We start from the raw sequence: 15,320 nt of genomic DNA, 5'->3' as shown, positions 1-15,320 counted from the left end.
TCCACGGAGCAGTTCACATGCAGAAAAAAATCCGCATCCAGGCCACCGACGGCAGCGGCAGTTTCAATGGCTACCTCGCATTGCCCAAAGCCGGCAGCGGCCCCGGCCTCGTGATCGCGCAGGAGATCTTCGGCATCAACCACACGATGCGCGAGGTCGCGGACTACTACGCGGAAGAAGGCTACGTGGTGCTGGTGCCCGATCTCTTCTGGCGCCAGGAGCCCGATGTGGAGCTCGGCTACAGCGAGGCCGACTGGCAGCGCGCCTTCGCGCTCTATGGCGGCTTCGACGAAGCCAAGGGCATGGAAGACATGCAGGCCGCGATCACCGCGCTGCGCCAGCGCCCCGAGGTGCAAGAGAAGAAGGTCGGCGTGCTCGGCTTCTGCCTCGGCGGCAAGCTCGCGTACCTAGCCGCCTGCCGCACCGACGCGGACGTGGCCGTCGGCTATTACGGCGTGGGCATCGATGCGGCGCTCGGCGAAGCCGACAACATCAAGCGTCCGCTCACGCTGCACATCGCCGAGCTCGACAAGTTCTGTCCGCCCGAGGCGCGCGACCGCATCGTGCAGACGCTGTCGGGCCGGCCCGGCGTTTCGCTCTACGTGTACCCCGGCATGGACCACGCCTTCGCGCGCAACGGCGGCGAGCACTTCCACAAGCCCTCGGCGCTCATGGCGCACGAGCGCAGCATCGCGGCGCTGAAGGGCGCCATCGGCCCCGACTACGACCTCTCGGCGCTCTGGGACAAGCACTGCGAATACGAGTTCGGCACGCGCAACGTCGACGACACGATGAGCACCATGGTGGCCGAGCCCTATGTGAACCACATTCCCACCATGACGGGCGGCGTGGGCTACAAGGCGCTGCACGCGTTCTATACGAACCACTTCGTCAACAGCAATCCGCCCGACACCTCGCTGGTGCCGATCTCGCGCACCGTGGGCGCATCGCAGGTGGTCGACGAGATGCTGTTCTGCTTCACGCACACCACGGAAATCCCGTGGATGCTGCCGGGCGTGGCGCCGACCGGCAAGCGCGTGGAAATTCCGCTGCTCGCGGTCATCAAGTTCCGCGGCGACAAGCTCTACCACGAGCACATCTACTGGGACCAAGCGAGCGTGCTGGTGCAGGTGGGGCTGCTCGACCCCAAGCTGCTGCCGGTGGCTGGCGTGGAGACGGCGCGCAAGCTCCTGGACGAGACGCTGCCCTCGAATGCCTTGATGCAGCCAAGGCGCTGAGGCACAGAGGCCGAGGTGGCAGGGCGGCGCGCGCCCCGTTGCTTCAGCTGCTCTGGCGCACCATCAGCTCGAAGCCCAGGTCCACTGTGCGCTCGGCCACCGTTTCCGCGCGCATCAGCGACAGCAGCATGGTGGCCGCGCGCTCGCCGATCTCGCGGCGCGGGGTGTGCACGGTGGTCAGCGGCGGCAGCATCTGGTCGCTGCCGCCCAGGTCGTTGAAGCCGGCGATCGCCACGCGCTCGGGCACCGGCACGCCGGTGCGCAGCGCGGCGAGCAGCGCGCCCTGCGCGAGGTCGTCGTTGCAATAGAAGATGGCGTCCACGTCGGGGTGGCGCGCGAGCAGGTCCTCGAACTGCCGGCCGCCCAGTGCCATGGACGTGGGGCCCGGCGCCAGCAGCTCGAGCGCCGGGTCGTGGCAGCCGGCCGCGCGCAGTGCCTCGCGGTAGCCCTCCAGCCGCATCATCACGCGCGGGTCGAGCTGGCCGGCGGCATAGGCAATGCGCCGGCGGCCGCGCGCGAGCAGGTGCTGCACGATGGCGCGGCCCGCGTCCTGCTGCGAGAACCCCACGCTGTGGATGCCGGGCGCGTCCGAGGTTTCCATCAGGTACACGCAGGGCGCGTCGCTGCGCGCGAGCATCTGCAAGGACGCGGCGCTGCGGTCGAAGCCGGTCAGCAGCACGCCCGCCGGCCGCTGCGAGAGGTAGCTGCGCAGCAGTGCCTCTTCCTGCGCAGGGTCGTAGTGCGTGACGCCGATGAGCGACTGGAAGCCGTGCGGCGAGAGCGCGTCCTGCACCGCCTCGAGCAATTCCACGAAGAGCTGGTTGGTCAGCGACGGGATCAGCACCGCCACATGCGAGCTGCGTGCCGAAGCGAGCGCGCGCGCCGCCACGTTCGGCACGTAGCCGAGCTGGTCGACCGCCGCCTGCACGCGGGCCTGCAGTTCGGGCGACACGTTGCGCGCGCCGCGCAGGGCGCGCGACACGGTGATCGGGCTCACGCCTGATACGCGGGCCACGTCGTCGAGCGTCACGTGGCTGGAAGAACGGGAGCGTGGGCGCTCGGGGGCGTCGGCCATGGTCGTTTTCTTAGGGTTAGTACCAAGATTGAATCGGACAGCGCTGTCCTAGGATAGCGCTGTCCAGCCCTGCGCCGATTCGGGACTAACCCCGAGCGCGCCAGAGAGCTGGTTTTTTTGGATTGTCAGGGATAGCGCTATCCCATTCATCGGCCCATCTTTGCAACGGCCGGATATTCAGGAGACAACACATGTTCGGAATGAGCAAAGAGGTTTTCCTGCTCGTCGATGCCCTGGTGGCAATCCTCGGGCTGATCCTTCTGATCACGCGCTGGCGCGTGCACCCCTTCATCGCGCTGACGCTGGCGGCCGGTTTCCTCGGGCTCACCTCGGGCATGCCGGTGGACCTGGTGATGAAGTCCTTCCAGGACGGCTTCGGCGGCGTGCTCGGCTTCGTGGGCATCGTGCTCGGCCTGGGCACCATGCTCGGCAAGATGATGGCCGAGTCGGGCGGCGCCGACCGCATCGCGCGCACGCTGATCAACGCCTTCGGCAAGGAGCGCGTGCACTGGGCCATGATGTTCGCGGCCTTCCTGGTGGGCATTCCGCTCTTCTTCGAAATCGGCTTCGTGCTGCTCATTCCGCTGGTGTTCATCGTGGCGCGGCGCACCGGCGTGTCGCTCATCCGCATCGGCATTCCGCTGCTGGCGGGCCTGTCGGTGGTGCACGGCCTCGTGCCGCCGCATCCGGGGCCGTTGCTGGCCATCGGCGTGTTCGGCGCCGACATCGGCAAGACCATCTTCTACGGCCTGCTCGTCGGCCTGCCCACCGCGATGATCGCGGGCCCGATTTTCGGCAAGTTCATCTCCAAGTACGTGCCGGGCGAAGCTTCGCCCGAGCTGCTGGAGCAACTGGCGCGCGAACCCGAGGCGCGCGAGTTGCCGGGCTTCGGCATCACCCTGGTCACGATCCTGCTGCCCGTGGCGCTGATGCTCCTGAAGACCTTCGCCGACGTGGCACTCGACGAGAAGAACATCGTGCGCCAGTGGCTGGATTTCATCGGCCACCCGATCACCGCGCTGCTGGCGGCGCTCTTGCTGTCGCTCTACACCTTCGGCTATGCGCGCGGCTTCACCAGCAAGCAGATCATGAAGTTCGTGGACGACAGCCTGGCTCCCACTGCGGCCATCGTGCTGATCATCGGCGCGGGCGGCGGCTTCAAGCAGATGCTGGTGGCCAGCGGCGTGGGCAATGCGATCGGGCAGATGGCGCTGCATGCGCAGGTCTCGCCCATCCTCCTGGCGTGGCTGGTGGCGGGCCTGATTCGCATCGCCACGGGTTCGGCCACGGTCGCCACCATCACCGGCGCGGGCATCGTCGCGCCGCTCGCCACCCTGGTGCCGGGCGTGAACCTCGAGCTGCTGGTGCTGGCCACGGGCGCGGGGTCGCTGATCCTGTCGCACGTCAACGACGCGGGCTTCTGGCTGGTCAAGCAATACTTCAACATGACGGTGGCCGAGACCTTCAAGACCTGGACGGTGATGGAAACGCTGATCTCGGTCGTGGCCCTCGCGTTCATCATGTTGCTGAGCCTGGTGGTCTGAGCGCGATCACCTGAACCTGATCACTGAGGCAAGGAGACAAGCCATGGGCCGCACCGTCATCGGCGTCGACATCGGAACCACCAGCACCAAGGCGGTGGCCTTCACGCCCGCGGGGCGTGTGCTGGCCCACCATGCGGTCGACTACCCGCTGCTGCAGCCCGAGGCCGGCGCCGCCGAGCAGGATCCCGAGCAGATCTTCCAGGCGGTGCTCGCAGCCATCGCGGGTTGCGTGCAGGAGAGCAAGGCCGCGCCCGCCGACGTGCTCGCCGTGTCCTTCAGCGCGGCCATGCACAGCCTGATCCTGGTCGACGGTGCGGGCGCGCCGCTGACCGCCAGCATCACCTGGGCCGACCAGCGCGCCGCGCGCTGGGCCGAGCGCATCCGCGACGAATGGGACGGGCTGGCGATCTACCGCCGCACGGGCACGCCGATCCATCCGATGTCGCCGCTGGCCAAGCTGGTGTGGCTGCGCCACGAGCGCGCCGAGCTCTTTGCCAGCGCGGCGCGCTTCGTCGGCATCAAGGAATACGTGTTCTTCCGGCTCTTCGGGCAATGGCAGGTCGATCACTCCATCGCCTCGGCCACGGGGCTCTTCAACATCGAGCGGCTCGACTGGGACGAAGGCGCGCTCGCGCTCGCCGGCGTGCGTGCCGACCAGTTGTCTCGCCCGGTGCCGACCACCTGGCACATCGAAGGCCTGCCGGCCGATGTCGCAACGAAATTGGGGCTTGCCACCGACACGCCTTTCGTCATCGGCGCCAACGACGGCGTGCTCTCCAATCTCGGCGTGAACGCGGTGGCGCCCGGCGAAGTGGCCGTGACCATCGGCACCAGCGGCGCGATGCGCACCGTGGTCGACCACCCGATGACCGACCCCGAGGGCCGCACCTTCTGCTATGCGCTCGCCGAGCGGCGCTGGGTGGTGGGCGGGCCAGTGAACAACGGCGGGATCATCCTGCGCTGGGTGCGCGACGAGTTCGCCTCGGCCGAGGCCGAGACCGCCAAGCGCCTGGGCATCGACACCTACGAGGTGCTCACCCGCATCGCCGAGCGCGTGTCGGCCGGCTCCGAAGGGCTGGTGTTCCATCCCTTCCTCACCGGCGAACGCGCGCCTTACTGGAACGCCGACCTGCGCGGCTCCTTCTTCGGGCTGGGCATCCACCATCGCAAGGAGCACATGATCCGCGCGGTGCTCGAGGGCGTGATCTTCAACCTCTACAGCATCCTGCCGGCGGTCGAGTCGATCGCGGGCCGCAGCGCGCACATCAAGGCCACCGGCGGCTTCGCGCGCTCGGGCATGTGGCGCCAGATGATGGCCGACGTGTTCGACCGCGAGGTGGTGGTGCCCGAGAGCTTCGAGAGCTCGTGCCTGGGCGCCGCGGTGCTCGGGCTCTATGCGCTGGGGCACGTCGATTCGCTCGACGTGGTCGCGGGCATGGTGGGCGCCACGCACCGCCACACGCCCAATGCCAAGAACGCGGCGCTCTACCGGCAGTTGCTGCCGGTGTATCTCTCGCTGCCGCGCAAGCTCGGCGAGGAGTACCGGCTGCTCGCCGCCTTCCAGCAGCAGACGGCCATGCCGCCGCCGGCGCGCAAGAGCTGACGCCTCACCCGTCCTTCACCGTTTGTCGTCCGTTGGAGATTTGGTCTTGCTGAACACGATCCCGCCGGCTTCCGCCTCCCGAGCGCATGCGTCCGCCGCGCTGCGCACCAAGCTGCAGGTCACGGCGCCCGCAGCGCGCCCGTACACCACCGCGCGCGTCCGCCCGCTCGATGCGCGGCGCGGCGCGACATCCGAGCCCGCCGTACCTGCGCTGGCGGAGACCCGGCTCACCATCCACTGCGAAACCTCCTCCGCGGCTTCGACGCGCGGCAACGATGCAAGCTGCCTGCACGAGCACGAGCTGCACCTGATCGGCGCCGCGCCCGCGCGCCTGCGCGTGGGCAACGGCATCGACGAGGAAACCCACCGCTTCGCGCCCGGCACCGTGGTGCTGCTGGGCCCACGGCTGCCGCACAGCCTCGCGTTCGAGCACCGTCCGATGCATGGCGCGGGCAATGCCGGCAGCCTGGTGCTGCGCTTCGGCGACGAGCCGCTGCGCCGCGGCATGGAACTGTTTCCCGAACTGCGCGATGCGGCGCCGCTCCTGGCGCGCGCGCGGCAAGGCGTGCAGTTCGTGGGCCTGAACGAAGGCATCGTCTCGCGGCTGCGGCGCATCGAGATGTTGCAAGGCCTGGCGCGCTTTGCGGAATTCACCGTGCTGCTCAACGAGCTCTCGCAATGGTCCGAGTACCGGCTGCTGGCCGACGCCGCGTTCACCGACGATTCGCTGGGCGAGCCCGGGGCCGCGACGCGCATCCACAAGGCGCTCGACCACATCCGCGACAACTACGCCGAGGAGCTTTCGCTGGCCGAGGTCGGCGCGGTCGTCGGCATGCGCGAGAACGCGTTCTCGCGCAGCTTCCGCCGTGCGACCGGCCAGACCTTCACCGACTTCGTGATCGGCCTGCGCGTGGCGCGCGCCTGCCGCCTGCTGGCCTCCACGCGCCAGCAGGTGAGCAGCATCTGCTACGAGGTGGGCTTCAACAACATCTCGAACTTCAACCGGCACTTCAGGCGAATCAAGGGCATGACCCCGGGTGAATTTCGGGCGGGGACCCAGGAAACCCAGAGGCCCGGCGCCTTCGCCACCCCCGCACCGTAGGCCGGATCAAGCCTTGGCCGCGGCCTCCGTGTCGTGGCCGCGCCGGCGGCGCTCGGCACGGGTGCGCTCCAGCGTGGCCTGGCTGCTTCTGGCTGCCGCCTCGCACTTCTCGTGCAGCGCGATCAGTTCGCGGTCGGTGAGCTTCTCGATGCCCATGAATTCGTTCTGGGCGTTGGACGACCGGATCAGCTCGTCCAGCTTTGTCTGCAGGGCCACGCCGTCGCGGTTCTGGGTGTTCTGGATCACAAACACCATGAGGAAGGTCACGATGGTGGTGCCGGTGTTGATGACCAGTTGCCAGGTTTCCGAGAAGCCGAAGAACGGCCCGGCAACCGCCCATGCAACGACCACGGCCACGCACACCAGGAACGTGAACGGGCTGCCCGCGATATGCGCGGTCTTGTTGGCGAACAAGGCGAACAGGCGATCCATGAGTGAGATTGCTCCTTCTCGCGCCGAAAGTGCCTGTGGCGGTGCCCGGCGTGTGTCGTCCGGTGCCGCGAGAAGGTGTTCATGAAGATGCTGCGGATGCGTCGGAGCACGCCGCAATGGACGTTCGAGAGCGCCACTGCCGGACCATGCGTGTATATACGAAGCATATATACTTCGCGTATATTTCGTATGGAGGCCGCCGATGGGCATCGTAAAGATTTCAGACCTGATGCACGAGAACCTGAGAGTGGCCGGCAATGCGCTCAGCCGGTCCATCAATTCGCAGGCCGAGCACTGGATGCGGGTCGGCATGCTGACCGAGATGCACCCGGAGCTGGACTACCGGGAAGTCTGCCAACTGCTGATACAGGCTGAACTCGCGGGGGGGCTGGACATCGCATCGGCGGTCACCGCCCAGGCCGGCAAGCCCCGCTCGCCCTCGCCCGGAAAACGCTGATGGCGCGCGACATCGTCATCAAGTCCGCCGAAGACATCGAGATGGCGCGGCGCGCTGGCCAGCTGGCTGCGGAGGTGCTCGCCATGATCGAGCCGCACGTCGTGCCGGGCGTGAGCACGGAGGCGCTCGATCGCATCTGCCACGACCACATCGTGAATGTCCAGGGCGCCATTCCGGCCAACGTGGGCTATCAGGGGTATCCGAAGACCATCCTCACTTCCGTCAACCAGGTGGTCTGCCACGGCATCCCTTCGCCCGACAAGATCCTGAAGAAGGGCGACATCGTCAACATCGATGTCGCGGTCATCAAGGACGGCTGGTTCGGCGACACCAGTCGCATGTACTTCGTCGGCACGCCCAGCGTGCTGGCCCGGCGCCTGGTGGAGACGACCTACGAAGCCATGCTCGCCGGCATCCGTCAGGTCAGGCCTGGCGCGACGCTGGGCGATGTCGGCCACGCCATCCAGTCGGTCGCGCAGCGGGAGCACTTCAGCGTGGTGCGCGAATACTGCGGGCACGGCATCGGCCGGGTCTACCACGAGGACCTGCAGGTGCTGCACTACGGGCGGCGCGGGGAGGGGCGGAGGCTGGAGGCGGGCATGGTCTTCACCATCGAACCGATGCTCAACGCGGGCCAACGCGACACCCGGCAATTGCCCGACGGCTGGACCGTCGTGACCAAGGACAGGTCCCTGTCCGCCCAGTGGGAACACATGGTGGCGGTGACGCCCGAGGGCTATGACGTGCTGACGACCTGGCCGGGCGGCACGGGCGCCTACGCGCCGATCTGATGCTTCGCGCTATTCCGGCTGGCCGCGCCAGACCCGGTGGCCGAAATACGCCATGAAGCAGAGGGAGAGCGCGATCCCGGCCACAGGGATCGGCCACGCCACATCGTCGCGCGCCAGCACGGCGCCGCAGCCCAGTCCGAACAGCAGCGCTATCGCGAAACGCATGGCGGGCTGCACCCGGTGTCCGATCGCATCGTCCAGGCCCCTGCGGCGTGCCCACGCATGCAGGGCGGCCACCAGGACGCCGATCACCATGGCCGTCGCGATGGCGCCCAGCAGCAATGGCCGCAGGCTCTCGTTGGCCCACATCACGCCGATGCCGCGGACGATGTCTTCCATTCAGGCCTTCTGCAGCTTCAGGCTTTCGACAGCTTTCGCCGTGCCTTGACCGCCGAAGCCAGTCCTTCGAGCACCGGCACCGTCTGCGCAAAGCCGATGCACGCATCGGTGATCGAAACACCGCGCTTCAGCGCGACGCCGGGCTTCAGGTCCTGCCGGCCTTCCTCGAGGTGGCTCTCGATCATGAGGCCCGTGATGCGCTGCTCGCCGCCCGCGATCTGCGCTGCCACGTCTTCGGCCACCACGATCTGCCGCTGGTGCTGCTTGCTGCTGTTGCCGTGCGAGACATCGATCATCACTTGCGGCCGCAGGCCGTTCGCAAGCAGCGCTTGGCAGCTGGACTCCACGTCCGCGGCCGAATAGTTGGGCGCCTTGCCGCCGCGCAGGATGACATGGCAGTCGTCGTTGCCGCGCGTCTCGAAGATCGCGGCCATGCCCATCTTGGTCATGCCCATGAAGGCATGCGGCGCGCGCGCCGCGAGGATGGCGTCGGCCGCCACCTTGACGCTGCCGTCCGTGCCGTTCTTGAAGCCGACCGGACAGCTCAGCCCCGAGGCCAGTTGACGGTGGCTCTGGCTCTCGGTGGTGCGCGCGCCGATGGCGCCCCAGGCGATCAGGTCGGCAATGAACTGCGGGCTCAGCAGGTCAAGGAACTCGGTGCCGGTCGGCAGGCCCAGCGTGGTGAGTTCGAGCAGCAGGCGCCGCGCGCGCTCCAGCCCTTCGTTGATGGCGAAACTGCCGTCCAGGTGCGGGTCGTTGATGTAGCCCTTCCAGCCGACGGTTGTGCGCGGCTTCTCGAAGTAGGCGCGCATCACGATCAAGAGGTCGTCCTGCAGCGAATCGGCCACCTTCTTCAGGCGTTGTGCGTATTCGAGGGCCTGGTCGTGGTCATGGATGGAGCAAGGGCCGACCACGACCACCAGCCGGTCGTCGCGCCCGTGCAGCACGTCGGCGATCGCCGCGCGGCTGCTCTCGACCAGCGCCAGCGTGTTGTCGCGCACGGGCACGCGCTCTTGCAGCAGCGCGGGAGTCATGAGCGGGCGAACGGCGCCGATGCGCACGTCGTCGATGCGGGTGGTGTCGAGCGTGCTGTCGCGGGAGCCGATTTCGGCGTCGTGGAGGGGGTCGTCGAGGCGGGGCATGGTCGTGACTTTGATTTCGGATGGGGCTCGTCCGATTGTCCATCCGAAGGCCCTAGCCGGCGGCCCCCTCATCGAAGCCGTGGAAGACGGTGAACGCCTCCACCGGCTCCCTCGGCATCGCGAGATGGTGCAGCGCCGAATCTGCCTCCGCCCAGCCGAGCGACATGCCGCACACCACGGTCTGGCCCGCGGGCAACGGCAGGCATTCGCGAATGACCGCCTCATGCCGCACGAACGACACCTGCGGGCAGGTGTCGAGCCCGCGTGCTCTTGCAGCGAGCATGAAGGTCTGCAGGAACATGCCGAAGTCGGCCCAGCTGTGCGGCATCAGCCGCTCGTCGATCGTGAAGATGAGGCCCACCGGCGCGTCGAAGAACAGGTAGTTCTGCGCCGTCCGCCGGTAGCGTGCCGCCGCATCCGCGCGGTCGATGCCCAGGGCCGCGTAGTAGCGGGCACCGAAGTCCGCCTGCCGCGATCTGCATGCGGCGGGCAGTTCCGGCGGAAAGTGCTGCGAGGCGGGCAGATCGTCGCGCTCGTGCGAGCGCAGCAGCGCCTGGCTGAGCCGGCGCTTGGCATTGCCTTCGAGCACGTGCACCGACCACGGCTGCGTGTTCGAGTTGCTCGGCGCGCAGCGCGCGACATCGAGCATTTCCACGACGAGCGCCTTGGAAACCGGCGTGGGCCGGAAGGCGCGAACCGCCTTGCGCGAGCGAATGACCGCGTCGACGACGTCTTGCGCTGCGCCGTCCGTAGGGGGAGCTTTCATCATGGCGTGATGCTCGCACGCGGGTGCGCGGCTGCCCATTGAAACTTGCGCAGCATGGGTATGCACGGCATCGGATTTGGGTGGGTCAGCCCTGACGCGTGCCCTGCTCGCCGCGCGTCGATTCCGCGATCTCCGCGAGCTGTTCCCTCAGCCAGACATGGGCCGGGTCGTGTTCGTGCCGCCGGTGCCATATGGCGCGCAGGCTCACGTTCGCCACCTCGTAGGGCAGCGGCTTGGCATGCACGTCGCCGCGGCGTGCGAAGGCCTGTGCGAGCGGCGCCGGCACGATGGAGAGCATGTCGCTGTCCACGAGGAGCTCGGGCACCGCGAGCGAATGCGGCACCGTGATGCGGTAGCGCGGACGCTGGCCGATGGCCGCGAGCGCATCTTCCAGCGCCTGCCGGTCGAACATCTCGGACTGGCGCGCCAGCCCGCGCTCGACGATGTAGCCGCTGACCGCGCCTTCCTCCTGCCCGCCGAGCGAAACCGTCACCAGCGGAAATTCCGCGAGGTCGTCCACGCGCAGCCGGCGCCGGCGCAGCGGATGGCCCTTGCGCATGACCAGCACGTCCTCTTGCGTCCACACGGGGCCGCTCTGGAAGCGTGGCGGCACCTCCGCGAAGATGCCGATGGCCAGGTCGATGCGGCCCACGTCGATCTGCTCGGCCAGGTCCAGCCGCGTGGACGGCCGCACGACGAGGTCCACCGCCGGCGCAATGGCGTTCACGCGGCGGCTGAGGCCGACCAGCAGCACCGAGGTCACGTAGTCGTTCGCGGCCAGCACGAAGGTGCGCGAGGCGGTCGCGGGATCGAAGGGCTGCACGCCGAGCGTGTCGTGGATGCTGCGCAGGGCCTCTCGCAGCGGCGCGGCCATCGCCAGTGCGCGTGCGGTGGGCTCCATGCCACGCGCGGTGCGAATGAAGAGTTCGTCCTGCAGCGCCTCGCGCAGGCGCGCCAGCGCATGGCTGATCGCGGACTGGCTCAGGTGCAGGCGCTTGCCCGCACGCAGGAGGTTCTGGTCCTCGAAGACGGCATCGAACACGCGAAGCAGGTTGAGGTCCATGCGGTTCGGATTCACTGCGGCCATCTTTTTCTCCTCATGTTGCACGCGCTGCATTGTCGTGTTGCAGATTGATCGCTTCCAGCGGCACAGGCGCGGTGGCACCGTTCGTCCATGCGTTCCTGGCGGGACATGGGCGAGACCAACAACTGGAGCAATCAATCATGGTGCATCACATTTCAAGGCGGACTTTCGCAAAGCGCGCTGCGTGTCTCGTGCCGGGCGCGGCGCTGTCGCCAGCACTTGCAATCGCGCAGACCGATGCAGCGGTGGGGCGGCTCGTCGTGGGCTATCCGCCCGGCGGCACGCTCGACCAGACCGCGCGCCGCCTCACCGAATCGTGGCGCGCGCAGGGCCGGCCATACCTCGTGGACAACCGGCCCGGCGCCGCCGGGCGCATCGCCAATGCGCAGCTCAAGCGCGAGAAGCCGGACGGCAGCGTGCTCCTGTGCACGCACACCTCGGCGATGACGATCTACCCGCACGTCTACGCCAACCTCGCGTACGACCCTGCCAAGGATTTCAGGCCCGTCGCATTGCTGGCCTCCGCGACCTGCGTCCTTGCCGTGAGCAGCGCCGTGCCGCCCGAAGTGAAGACGCTGGCCGACTACGTGCGCTGGCTCCGGCGCACCGAGACCGGCCGCGCCTACGCGTCGCCCGCGGCGGGCTCGCTCGCGCAGTTCCTGGGCTACCGCTTCTCGCAGGCGGCCGGCGTGCCGCTCACGCACGTGGCCTATCGCGGTTCCGCGCCCGCGGTGCAGGACCTGCTGGGCGCGCAGATTCCTGCCTACATCGGCTTCGTGGGCGACTTTCTCCAGTACCTGGAGAGCGGCAAGCTGCGCCTCCTGGCCGCGAGCAGCGAGCGCCGCTCGCGCTTCCTGAAGAACGTGCCGACCTTCACGGAGCAGGGCTTCGACAGCGTGACCGGGCTCGAGAGCTATGGGATCTACGCGCCCGCCGCCACGCCGGAGAAAACCGTGGCGGCGCTCGCCGAAGCCACGCAAACCGCATCGCGCGACAGCACGCTCGTTGCAGGCCTGTCGCAGATCGGGCTGGAAGCCGCCTACCTCGCGCCGGCCGACTTCACGCGCCTCATTGCCACCGAGCGGGAGCGATGGAAGCCGGTGGTCGCGGCCTCCGGCTTCCGGGCCGACGAGTAAGGCAAGAAGAACCCTCGAAGCAAAAGGAAAAACCACCGATGACCGACCACGAAAAACTGATCGAAGCCAGCCTGCCGTTTCTTGCGGAAATCCAGAACATGACCACGGGGACCGAGGTGGAGCAGTGGCTCAACGCCACGTATCCACCCGGCTCGCCGCTCTATGACGAGCTGGCCACGCTGGTGAAGGCCGGCGTGCGCGACGGCTGGGCCGCCAACGTCGAGATACGTGGGCGCAAGTACCGGCGCGCGCGGCTGTGCGACCCATCGGCGCGCACGTTCAACTTCAGCATCACCGCGGTCTACATGGACAGCACAGACAACATGCAAGGCAACCCCGAGGAAAGCTTTCGCGGCGACTACCACGCGCACCCCTACGGCGAATTCAACATGGTGGTGCCGCTCGACGACGGTGCCGCGCTGGCGGGCCCCAACGGATGGTGCTACGGCGGATGGACCGCCCCCGCGCCGGGGAGCCATCACTATCCGGAGGCGAAGGGCGGTGCGGTCATCGCGCTGTTCTACCTGCCGGCGGGGCGGATCTCCTACGACATGAAGGCGCCGGGCATCTCCGCCTAGCGCATGTTGCTCAAGCCTCGCTGGTCGCTGCTTCCGCCGCGATCCAGTTCTCGAAATCCCGCACCCGCTGCGGCACCGGCCGGTCCGCGCGCCAGGCCATGAAGTAGCCGCCCTCGGTGGGAACGCGCAGGTCGAAGGGCGCGACCAGCCGGCCGTTGGCCAGGTCGTCGCGCACGAAGGCGAGCAGCCCCACCATGACGCCCAGCTCCTCGGCCGCCGCCTGGTAGGCCATGGCGGCGTTCTCGAACTGCAGGCCCCGCCGCGTGTCGATGCCGGGCGCGCCGGCCGCCGCAAGCCAGGTCTGCCAGTCGTGCGGCCGGTTGAGCGAACTGAGCAGCGCCTGGTGCGCGAGGTCGCTCGGCTGCTCGAGCGGCGGTTCGCGCCGCAGCAGCGCCGGCGCGCACACCGGCAGCAGCGTCTCGCGGAAGAGCAACCTGTAGCCCGGGCCGACCGGCGGGCTCGGCTCCGAATGGATGCTCACGTCGATGTCATCGCGGTCGAAGTCGGTCGGCTTGTGCGAGGTGGTGATCTGCACGTCGATGCGTGGATGCAGCGCATGAAAGCGCGCGAGCCGCGGAATCAGCCAGCGGATCGCGAAGGTCGGCGGCAACTTGATGCGCAGCAGCCATTCGTCGGGGCTTTGCTGCTGCAGCTGGCGGGTGCCGTGCTCGATCTGGTCGAGCGCCACCCGCATGCTCGCGAAATAGCTCTCCCCGGCGGGCGTGAGGCGGATGCCGTGCCGTCCGCGCTCGAAGAGTTGCACTCCGAGCCAGTCTTCCAGCGTGGCGATGTGCCGGCTGACCGCGCCCTGCGTCACGAACAGTTCCTGCGCGGCGCGCGTGAAGTTGCCGCAGCGCGCGGCCGCCTCGAAGGCGCGGAGGGCATTGAGCGGGGGCAGTTTGCGTGTCATGGGGTATGAAGTTTACTCATGCCTGCATGCCTTTATTGTGATTGCGAGGCGGGCAGGTCGAGGCATAGCATGCGCTCATTACAAAGACAGGAGACACCGCCATGACGATGAAGAAACTGCATGCCTGCATGCGTTCTTGCCTGATGACCGCCGTGCTGCTCGGCGCGCACGCGGCCGCGTCGGCCGACGACGCGGCTGTGAAGAACTATCCCTCGCAGCCCATCAAGCTGATGGTGCCGTGGCCGGCAGGCGGCGGCGTGGACACCACCGCGCGCATCGTGTCCGAGCTGCTCGGCCATCGCCTTGGCCAGCCCTTCGTGGTGGACAACCGCGCCGGGGCGGGCGGCAACATCGGCACCGAGCTTGCGGCGCGGCAGAAGCCCGATGGCTACAACCTGCTGATGTCCTCGATCAGCCCGAACGCGGTGAACATCAGCCTGTACAGCAAGCTGGGCTTCGATCCGGTGAAGGACTTCGAGCCCATCGTCTATGTCTCGGCCGTGCCCAACATCCTCGTGGTGCCGGCCAACTCGCCGTTCAAGACCGTCAAGGATGTCATCGATGCGGCGCGGGCGAACCCGGGCAAGCTCAACTATGGCTCGGGTGGCATCGGTTCGTCGCAGCATCTGGCGGCGGTGCAGTTCGCTGCCGCCGCGAAGATCGACATCGTGCACGTGCCCTACAAGGGCACCGCGCCGGCCGAGGCCGACCTCGCGGCGGGCCATGTGTCGCTGATGCTCGACACCACCACCTGCCTGCCCTTCATCGCCGGAGGTCGCATGCGCGCGCTGGCCGTGGCCTCCAAGATGCGCAACCCCGCGCTGCCCGATGTGCCGACCTTCGACGAGGTGGGCCTCAAGGGCGTCTACGCCTCGTCGTGGTACGGCCTCTCGGCGCCGGCCGGCACGCCGCGTCCCATCATCGACAAGCTCAACGCCGAGGCCAACGCCGTGCTCAAGTCGCCCGAGCTGCACAAGCGCATGGCCGCGTTCGGCGCCGAGGTCGGCGGCGGCACGCCCGAGGACTTCGGGCGCTTCATGGCGAGCGAGACCAAGCGCTATGCGGAGATCGTGCGCATCTCCGGCGTGAAGCTCGACTGATCACTTTTCCTTCCATCGCTTCC

At 68.0% G+C, this 15,320-nt stretch carries 16 protein-coding genes; 9 read left to right on the top strand and 7 right to left on the bottom strand.

The annotated features are described in order from the left end of the window. Positions 1 to 17: 17 nt before the first annotated feature. The gene (locus J2W23_RS12125) at positions 18 to 1,238 is read left to right on the top strand and encodes a dienelactone hydrolase family protein (RefSeq protein WP_307648912.1); all 1,221 of its coding nucleotides are present in this window, start codon (positions 18 to 20) and stop codon (positions 1,236 to 1,238) included. A gap of 43 nt (positions 1,239 to 1,281) precedes the next feature. Here J2W23_RS12125 and J2W23_RS12120 read toward each other — a convergent pair whose 3' ends face one another. Beyond that, positions 1,282 to 2,313: a LacI family DNA-binding transcriptional regulator gene (locus J2W23_RS12120; RefSeq protein ID WP_307648911.1), complete on the bottom strand. Its 1,032-nt coding sequence runs from the start codon at positions 2,311 to 2,313 to the stop codon at positions 1,282 to 1,284. A gap of 191 nt (positions 2,314 to 2,504) precedes the next feature. Here J2W23_RS12120 and J2W23_RS12115 point away from each other — a divergent pair, with 191 nt between their 5' ends. From J2W23_RS12115 to J2W23_RS12105, 3 genes are read left to right on the top strand one after another with little or no spacing between them, the layout of a single operon-like run. After that, positions 2,505 to 3,857 carry a GntP family permease gene (locus J2W23_RS12115; RefSeq protein WP_176659311.1) on the top strand — a complete coding sequence of 451 codons (1,353 nt, stop codon included), beginning with the start codon at positions 2,505 to 2,507 and terminating at the stop codon, positions 3,855 to 3,857. A 43-nt stretch (positions 3,858 to 3,900) separates the two neighbouring features. Then, a complete protein-coding gene (gntK, locus tag J2W23_RS12110; protein ID WP_307648910.1) occupies positions 3,901 to 5,460 on the top strand; it encodes a gluconokinase in 1,560 nt (519 codons plus the stop codon). Positions 5,461 to 5,506: 46 nt separating this feature from the next. Then, positions 5,507 to 6,562, top strand: coding sequence for an AraC family transcriptional regulator (locus tag J2W23_RS12105; RefSeq protein ID WP_307648909.1), 1,056 nt, complete (start codon positions 5,507 to 5,509; stop codon positions 6,560 to 6,562). A gap of 6 nt (positions 6,563 to 6,568) precedes the next feature. Here J2W23_RS12105 and J2W23_RS12100 read toward each other — a convergent pair whose 3' ends face one another. After that, complete coding sequence (locus tag J2W23_RS12100) at positions 6,569 to 6,994, bottom strand: low affinity iron permease family protein (RefSeq protein WP_307648908.1); 426 nt, start codon at positions 6,992 to 6,994, stop codon at positions 6,569 to 6,571. Between the two features lie 202 nt (positions 6,995 to 7,196). On the opposite strand from J2W23_RS12100, the gene J2W23_RS12095 reads away from it, so the two are divergent. Together J2W23_RS12095 and map are read left to right on the top strand one after the other, a co-directional pair. Continuing rightward, the gene (locus J2W23_RS12095; protein ID WP_176659314.1) at positions 7,197 to 7,451 is read left to right on the top strand and encodes a ParD-like family protein; all 255 of its coding nucleotides are present in this window, start codon (positions 7,197 to 7,199) and stop codon (positions 7,449 to 7,451) included. Further along, a complete protein-coding gene (map, locus tag J2W23_RS12090) occupies positions 7,451 to 8,242 on the top strand; it encodes a type I methionyl aminopeptidase (protein WP_307648907.1) in 792 nt (263 codons plus the stop codon). The genes J2W23_RS12095 and map overlap by 1 nt, the downstream gene beginning before the upstream one ends. Before the next feature lie 9 nt (positions 8,243 to 8,251). On the opposite strand, the gene J2W23_RS12085 is transcribed toward map, so the two are convergent. The 4 genes from J2W23_RS12085 to J2W23_RS12070 all read right to left on the bottom strand — a co-directional run bounded on the left by J2W23_RS12085 (position 8,252) and on the right by J2W23_RS12070 (position 11,576). Then, positions 8,252 to 8,581 (bottom strand): hypothetical protein, encoded by a 330-nt coding sequence (locus J2W23_RS12085; RefSeq protein ID WP_307648906.1) that lies wholly within the window; start codon positions 8,579 to 8,581, stop codon positions 8,252 to 8,254. 17 nt (positions 8,582 to 8,598) lie between these two features. Then, positions 8,599 to 9,723 (bottom strand): 3-deoxy-7-phosphoheptulonate synthase, encoded by a 1,125-nt coding sequence (locus J2W23_RS12080; RefSeq protein WP_307648905.1) that lies wholly within the window; start codon positions 9,721 to 9,723, stop codon positions 8,599 to 8,601. Between the two features lie 52 nt (positions 9,724 to 9,775). Beyond that, positions 9,776 to 10,492, bottom strand: a complete 717-nt coding sequence (locus tag J2W23_RS12075) for a nitroreductase (RefSeq protein WP_307648904.1) — start codon at positions 10,490 to 10,492, stop codon at positions 9,776 to 9,778. A gap of 82 nt (positions 10,493 to 10,574) precedes the next feature. Further along, positions 10,575 to 11,576 (bottom strand): LysR substrate-binding domain-containing protein, encoded by a 1,002-nt coding sequence (locus tag J2W23_RS12070; protein ID WP_176659318.1) that lies wholly within the window; start codon positions 11,574 to 11,576, stop codon positions 10,575 to 10,577. 137 nt (positions 11,577 to 11,713) lie between these two features. Between J2W23_RS12070 and J2W23_RS12065 the strand changes: the two genes are divergently transcribed. Together J2W23_RS12065 and J2W23_RS12060 are read left to right on the top strand one after the other, a co-directional pair. Next, positions 11,714 to 12,709 (top strand): tripartite tricarboxylate transporter substrate-binding protein, encoded by a 996-nt coding sequence (locus tag J2W23_RS12065; protein ID WP_307648903.1) that lies wholly within the window; start codon positions 11,714 to 11,716, stop codon positions 12,707 to 12,709. A 38-nt stretch (positions 12,710 to 12,747) separates the two neighbouring features. Further along, a complete protein-coding gene (locus J2W23_RS12060) occupies positions 12,748 to 13,287 on the top strand; it encodes a 4-hydroxylaminobenzoate lyase (protein ID WP_307648902.1) in 540 nt (179 codons plus the stop codon). 10 nt (positions 13,288 to 13,297) lie between these two features. Here the strand turns inward: J2W23_RS12060 and gcvA are convergent, their stop codons facing one another. Beyond that, positions 13,298 to 14,197: a transcriptional regulator GcvA gene (gene gcvA / locus J2W23_RS12055; protein WP_307648901.1), complete on the bottom strand. Its 900-nt coding sequence runs from the start codon at positions 14,195 to 14,197 to the stop codon at positions 13,298 to 13,300. A gap of 101 nt (positions 14,198 to 14,298) precedes the next feature. Between gcvA and J2W23_RS12050 the strand changes: the two genes are divergently transcribed. Next, positions 14,299 to 15,297 carry a Bug family tripartite tricarboxylate transporter substrate binding protein gene (locus J2W23_RS12050; RefSeq protein ID WP_176659322.1) on the top strand — a complete coding sequence of 333 codons (999 nt, stop codon included), beginning with the start codon at positions 14,299 to 14,301 and terminating at the stop codon, positions 15,295 to 15,297. The last annotated feature ends 23 nt before the right edge of the window (positions 15,298 to 15,320 follow it).

Origin of the sequence: Variovorax boronicumulans (genome assembly GCF_030812215.1) — a bacterium.
GTDB lineage: Bacteria > Pseudomonadota > Gammaproteobacteria > Burkholderiales > Burkholderiaceae_C > Variovorax > Variovorax boronicumulans_C.
Note: the sequence above shows the minus strand (reverse complement) of the source record. Positions and strands in the feature narration are given on the sequence as shown.